The organism is Enterobacter cloacae complex sp. IR5458, from assembly GCF_049238025.1.
Taxonomy (GTDB): domain Bacteria; phylum Pseudomonadota; class Gammaproteobacteria; order Enterobacterales; family Enterobacteriaceae; genus Enterobacter; species Enterobacter kobei.
In genome coordinates this window covers 1-6,063 of sequence record NZ_JBMKIF010000078.1, presented here as the reverse complement: position 1 = coordinate 6,063, position 6,063 = coordinate 1, and the positions used below count along the sequence as shown (strand labels likewise).

At 63.8% G+C, this 6,063-nt stretch carries 8 protein-coding genes and 1 pseudogene; 8 read left to right on the top strand and 1 reads right to left on the bottom strand.

The features are described from left to right. Positions 1 to 54: 54 nt before the first annotated feature. Entirely contained in the window at positions 55 to 489 is a 435-nt protein-coding gene (gene merR / locus ACOTYN_RS25485) for an Hg(II)-responsive transcriptional regulator (protein ID WP_000429836.1), read from the bottom strand. 71 nt (positions 490 to 560) lie between these two features. On the opposite strand from merR, the gene ACOTYN_RS25480 reads away from it, so the two are divergent. The 8 genes and pseudogenes from ACOTYN_RS25480 to ACOTYN_RS25445 form a co-directional block, all read left to right on the top strand. Then, complete coding sequence (locus ACOTYN_RS25480; protein ID WP_001294663.1) at positions 561 to 911, top strand: mercuric transport protein MerT; 351 nt, start codon at positions 561 to 563, stop codon at positions 909 to 911. Positions 912 to 924: 13 nt separating this feature from the next. Next, a complete protein-coding gene (gene merP / locus ACOTYN_RS25475) occupies positions 925 to 1,200 on the top strand; it encodes a mercury resistance system periplasmic binding protein MerP (RefSeq protein WP_000732292.1) in 276 nt (91 codons plus the stop codon). A 35-nt stretch (positions 1,201 to 1,235) separates the two neighbouring features. Next, entirely contained in the window at positions 1,236 to 1,658 is a 423-nt protein-coding gene (gene merC, locus ACOTYN_RS25470) for an organomercurial transporter MerC (protein ID WP_001447540.1), read from the top strand. 51 nt (positions 1,659 to 1,709) lie between these two features. Further along, complete coding sequence (merA, locus tag ACOTYN_RS25465) at positions 1,710 to 3,404, top strand: mercury(II) reductase (protein WP_000105636.1); 1,695 nt, start codon at positions 1,710 to 1,712, stop codon at positions 3,402 to 3,404. A gap of 17 nt (positions 3,405 to 3,421) precedes the next feature. Then, positions 3,422 to 3,784, top strand: a complete 363-nt coding sequence (gene merD, locus ACOTYN_RS25460) for a mercury resistance co-regulator MerD (RefSeq protein WP_001277456.1) — start codon at positions 3,422 to 3,424, stop codon at positions 3,782 to 3,784. Beyond that, positions 3,781 to 4,017 (top strand): broad-spectrum mercury transporter MerE, encoded by a 237-nt coding sequence (gene merE / locus ACOTYN_RS25455; RefSeq protein WP_000993386.1) that lies wholly within the window; start codon positions 3,781 to 3,783, stop codon positions 4,015 to 4,017. Before merD ends, merE begins: the two co-directional genes overlap by 4 nt. Positions 4,018 to 4,052: 35 nt before the next feature. After that, positions 4,053 to 4,721 (top strand): EAL domain-containing protein, encoded by a 669-nt coding sequence (locus tag ACOTYN_RS25450; RefSeq protein ID WP_001300294.1) that lies wholly within the window; start codon positions 4,053 to 4,055, stop codon positions 4,719 to 4,721. Positions 4,722 to 4,795: 74 nt separating this feature from the next. Further along, a pseudogene (locus tag ACOTYN_RS25445) lies at positions 4,796 to 6,005 on the top strand (transposase); the annotation flags it as partial. Positions 6,006 to 6,063: the final 58 nt, after the last annotated feature.

Genomic DNA, 6,063 nt, shown 5'->3' with positions numbered 1-6,063 from the left:
TCCTCAGCATAGTACCGGGAAGGAGGGAGTGACCATCTCATTAAATAAAGCACGCTAAGGCATAGCTGACCTTGCCAGGCCTGCTTCGCCCTGTAGTGACGCGATCAACGGGCAGGAAACATTCCCCTTTCGTGCATGGCAGGCGCACACGAGTTCAGACAGCACGGTTTCCATGCGCGCCAAGTCGGCCATCTTCTCGCGCACGTCCTTGAGCTTGTGTTCGGCCAGGCTGCTGGCCTCCTCGCAGTGGGTGCCATCGTCGAGCCGCAACAGCTCGGCAATCTCGTCCAGACTGAACCCCAGCCGCTGTGCCGATTTCACGAATTTCACCCGAACCACGTCCGCCTCCCCATAGCGGCGGATGCTGCCGTAAGGCTTGTCCGGTTCCCGCAACAGGCCCTTGCGCTGATAGAAGCGGATTGTCTCCACGTTGACCCCGGCCGCCTTGGCAAAAACGCCAATGGTCAGGTTTTCCAAATTATTTTCCATATCGCTTGACTCCGTACATGAGTACGGAAGTAAGGTTACGCTATCCAATCCAAATTCAAAAGGGCCAACGTATGTCTGAACCACAAAACGGGCGCGGTGCGCTCTTCGCCGGCGGGCTGGCCGCCATTCTTGCATCGACCTGCTGCCTGGGGCCGCTAGTACTGGTCGCCCTGGGCTTCTCCGGTGCTTGGATCGGCAACCTGACGGTGCTGGAACCCTATCGACCGTTGTTCATCGGCGCGGCGCTAGTGGCGCTGTTCTTCGCCTGGAAGCGGATTTACCGGCCCGTGCAGGCATGCAAGCCAGGTGAGGTCTGCGCGATTCCGCAGGTGCGCGCCACCTACAAGCTGATTTTCTGGATCGTGGCCGTGCTGGTCCTGGTCGCGCTTGGATTTCCCTATGTCGTTCCATTTTTCTATTAACCAGGAGTTCATCATGAAGAAACTGTTTGCCTCCCTTGCCCTCGCCGCCGCTGTTGCCCCGGTGTGGGCCGCTACCCAGACCGTCACGCTAGCGGTTCCCGGCATGACTTGCGCCGCCTGCCCGATCACAGTCAAGAAAGCGCTCTCCAAGGTCGAAGGCGTGAGCAAGGTCGATGTGGGCTTCGAGAAGCGCGAGGCCGTCGTCACTTTTGACGACACCAAGGCCAGCGTACAGAAGCTGACCAAGGCCACCGCAGACGCCGGCTATCCGTCCAGCGTCAAGCAGTGAGCCAGCAAGCCAACGACAACAGCGAGAGCCGCTTCATGGGACTGATGACACGCATTGCCGATAAAACCGGCGCGCTCGGCAGCGTCGTTTCCGCGATGGGCTGCGCCGCCTGCTTTCCAGCCCTCGCCAGCTTCGGCGCGGCCATCGGGCTGGGCTTCTTGAGCCAGTACGAGGGACTGTTCATCAGCCGCCTGCTGCCGCTGTTTGCCGCGCTGGCCTTCCTGGCGAACGCGCTGGGTTGGTTCAGTCATCGGCAATGGCTGCGCAGTCTGCTCGGCATGATCGGCCCGGCCATCGTGTTTGCGGCCACGGTCTGGCTGCTCGGCAACTGGTGGACGGCGAACCTGATGTACGTCGGCCTGGCCTTGATGATTGGGGTGTCGATCTGGGACTTCGTGTCGCCGGCGCATCGCCGTTGCGGACTGGACGGCTGCGAACTCCCCGCCAAGCGCTTGTGAAAGACGGCTGACCGTGCGACACGGCGGCCCACACGAATAAGGAACGATGGTATGAGCACTCTCAAAATCACCGGCATGACTTGCGACTCGTGCGCAGTGCATGTCAAGGACGCCCTGGAGAAAGTGCCCGGCGTGCAATCAGCGGATGTCTCCTACGCCAAGGGCAGCGCCAAGCTCGCCATTGAGGTCGGCACGTCACCCGACGCGCTGACGGCCGCTGTAGCTGGACTCGGTTATCGGGCCACGCTGGCCGATGCCCCCTCAGTTTCGACGCCGGGCGGATTGCTCGACAAGATGCGCGATCTGCTGGGCAGAAACGACAAGACGGGTAGCAGCGGCGCATTGCATATCGCCGTCATCGGCAGCGGCGGGGCCGCGATGGCAGCGGCGCTGAAGGCCGTCGAGCAAGGCGCACGTGTCACGCTGATCGAGCGCGGCACCATCGGCGGCACCTGCGTCAATGTCGGTTGTGTGCCGTCCAAGATCATGATCCGCGCCGCCCATATCGCCCATCTGCGCCGGGAAAGCCCGTTCGATGGCGGCATCGCCGCTACCACGCCGACCATCCAGCGCACGGCGCTGCTGGCCCAGCAGCAGGCCCGCGTCGATGAACTGCGCCACGCCAAGTACGAAGGCATCTTGGAGGGCAATCCGGCGATCACTGTGCTGCACGGCTCCGCCCGCTTTAAGGACAATCGCAACCTGATCGTGCAACTCAACGACGGCGGCGAGCGCGTGGTGGCATTCGACCGCTGCCTGATCGCCACCGGCGCGAGCCCGGCCGTGCCGCCGATTCCCGGCCTGAAAGACACTCCGTACTGGACTTCCACTGAAGCGCTGGTCAGCGAGACGATTCCTAAGCGCCTGGCCGTGATTGGCTCATCAGTGGTGGCGCTGGAGCTGGCGCAGGCGTTCGCCCGACTCGGAGCGAAGGTGACGATCCTGGCTCGCAGCACGCTGTTCTTCCGCGAAGACCCAGCTATAGGCGAAGCCGTCACGGCCGCATTCCGCATGGAGGGCATCGAGGTGAGGGAACACACCCAGGCCAGCCAAGTCGCGTATATCAATGGTGAAGGGGACGGCGAATTCGTGCTCACCACGGCGCACGGCGAACTGCGCGCCGACAAGCTGCTGGTCGCCACCGGCCGCGCGCCCAACACACGCAAGCTGGCACTGGATGCGACGGGCGTCACGCTCACCCCGCAAGGCGCTATCGTCATCGACCCCGGCATGCGTACAAGCGTGGAACACATCTACGCCGCAGGCGACTGCACCGACCAGCCGCAGTTCGTCTATGTGGCGGCAGCGGCCGGCACTCGCGCCGCGATCAACATGACCGGCGGTGACGCGGCCCTGAACCTGACCGCGATGCCGGCCGTGGTGTTCACCGACCCGCAAGTGGCGACCGTAGGCTACAGCGAGGCGGAAGCGCACCATGACGGCATCAAAACTGATAGTCGCACGCTAACGCTGGACAACGTGCCGCGCGCGCTCGCCAACTTCGACACGCGCGGCTTCATCAAACTGGTGGTTGAAGAAGGCAGCGGACGACTGATCGGCGTGCAGGCAGTGGCCCCGGAAGCGGGCGAACTGATCCAGACGGCCGCACTGGCGATTCGCAACCGGATGACGGTGCAGGAACTGGCCGACCAGTTGTTCCCCTACCTGACGATGGTCGAAGGGTTGAAGCTCGCGGCGCAGACCTTCAACAAGGATGTGAAGCAGCTTTCCTGCTGCGCCGGGTGAGGACAAGGAGGTGTGCGATGAGCGCCTACACGGTATCGCAACTGGCCCATAACGCTGGGGTGAGCGTACATATCGTGCGCGACTACCTGGTGCGCGGCTTGTTACGGCCGGTGGCCTGCACCACGGGCGGCTACGGCGTGTTCGACGATGCGGCCTTGCAACGGCTGTGCTTCGTGCGCGCGGCCTTCGAGGCGGGTATCGGCCTGGATGCCCTGGCGCGGCTGTGCCGTGCGCTCGACGCAGCGGACGGCGCACAAGCCGCAGCGCAGCTTGCCGTGCTGCGCCAGTTGGTCGAGCGGCGGCGCGCGGCGTTGGCCCATCTGGACGCGCAACTGGCCTCCATGCCAGCCGAGCGGGCGCACGAGGAGGCATTGCCGTGAACGCCCCTGACAAACTGCCGCCCGAGACGCGCCAACCCGTTTCCGGCTACCTGTGGGGTGCGCTGGCCGTGTTGACCTGCCCCTGCCATCTGCCGATTCTCGCCGCCGTGCTGGCCGGGACGACCGCCGGTGCCTTCCTTGGCGAGCATTGGGGTGTTGCCGCGCTCGCGCTGACCGGCTTGTTCGTTCTGGCCGTAACGCGGCTGCTGCGCGCCTTCCGGGGCGGATCATGACGAGTTCGCAGCCCGCCGGATGGACGGCGGCCGAGTTGGCGCAGGCGGCGGCGCGCGGACAGCTTGACCTGCATTACCAGCCGCTGGTCGATCTGCGCGATCACCGGATCGCTGGCGCGGAAGCGTTGATGCGCTGGCGGCATCCGAGGCTTGGCCTGTTGCCGCCCGGCCAGTTCCTGCCGCTGGCCGAGTCGTTCGGCCTGATGCCGGAAATAGGCGCGTGGGTGCTGGGCGAGGCCTGTCGCCAGATGCACAAGTGGCAAGGACCGGCATGGCAACCGTTCCGTCTTGCCATCAATGTGTCCGCCAGCCAGGTTGGGCCAACGTTCGACGACGAGGTAAAGCGGGTGCTGGCCGATATGGCCCTGCCCGCCGAGCTTCTGGAGATCGAACTGACCGAATCGGTCGCATTCGGCAATCCAGCCCTGTTCGCCAGTTTCGACGCCTTGCGCGCCATCGGCGTGCGCTTCGCCGCCGACGACTTCGGCACCGGCTATTCCTGCCTGCAACATCTGAAATGCTGCCCCATCACCACATTGAAAATCGACCAATCCTTTGTCGCCAGGCTCCCGGATGATGCCCGTGACCAAACTATCGTGCGGGCGGTGATCCAGCTCGCGCACGGGCTGGGCATGGATGTCATTTTCAGAAGACGACTGCACCAGTTGATTGGGCGTAATGGCTGTTGTGCAGCCAGCTCCTGACAGTTCAATATCAGAAGTGATCTGCACCAATCTCGACTATGCTCAATACTCGTGTGCACCAAAGCGAGGTGAGCATGGCGACGGACACCCCACGGATTCCAGAACAAGGCGTGGCCACTCTGCCTGATGAGGCTTGGGAGCGTGCGCGCCGTCGTGCGGAGATCATCAGTCCGTTGGCGCAGTCGGAGACGGTCGGGCACGAAGCGGCCGATATGGCGGCTCAGGCGCTGGGCTTGTCTCGGCGCCAGGTATACGTTCTGATCCGGCGTGCCCGGCAAGGCAGCGGCCTCGTGACGGATCTGGTGCCCGGCCAGTCCGGTGGAGGTAAAGGTAAGGGGCGCTTGCCGGAACCGGTCGAGCGCGTCATCCACGAGCTACTGCAAAAGCGGTTCCTGACCAAGCAGAAGCGCAGCCTAGCGGCCTTTCACCGCGAAGTCACTCAGGTGTGCAAGGCTCAAAAACTGCGAGTGCCGGCGCGCAATACCGTGGCCTTACGGATCGCTAGCCTTGACCCGCGCAAGGTCATCCGCCGGCGGGAAGGCCAGGATGCCGCTCGTGACCTACAAGGTGTGGGCGGCGAGCCTCCTGCCGTGACCGCGCCGCTGGAGCAGGTGCAGATAGACCATACGGTCATCGACCTGATCGTGGTCGATGACCGCGACCGGCAACCTATTGGCCGCCCGTACCTGACCCTCGCCATCGACGTGTTCACCCGCTGCGTGCTCGGCATGGTCGTCACGCTGGAAGCGCCGTCTGCCGTTTCGGTTGGCCTGTGCCTCGTGCATGTCGCCTGCGACAAGCGCCCTTGGCTGGAAGGACTGAACGTGGAAATGGATTGGCAGATGAGCGGCAAGCCCTTGCTGCTCTACCTAGACAACGCGGCCGAGTTCAAGAGCGAGGCCCTGCGCCGGGGTTGCGAGCAGCATGGCATCCGGCTGGACTATCGCCCGCTGGGACAGCCGCACTATGGCGGCATCGTGGAACGGATCATCGGCACGGCGATGCAGATGATTCACGACGAACTGCCGGGAACGACCTTCTCCAACCCTGACGCTGCGCGAGCTAGAGCGCTGGCTCACATTGGCGGTCGGCACCTACCACGGTTCGGTGCACAACGGCCTGCTCCAACCGCCGGCCGCGCGCTGGGCCGAGGCCGTGGCGCGTGTCGGCGTACCGGCCGTCGTCACACGCGCTACTTCGTTCCTGGTCGATTTTCTGCCGATCCTCCGGCGCACGCTGACCCGCACCGGCTTTGTCATCGACCACATCCACTACTACGCCGATGGGCACTGTTGCAAATAGTCGGTGGTGATAAACTTATCATCCCCTTTTGCTGATGGAG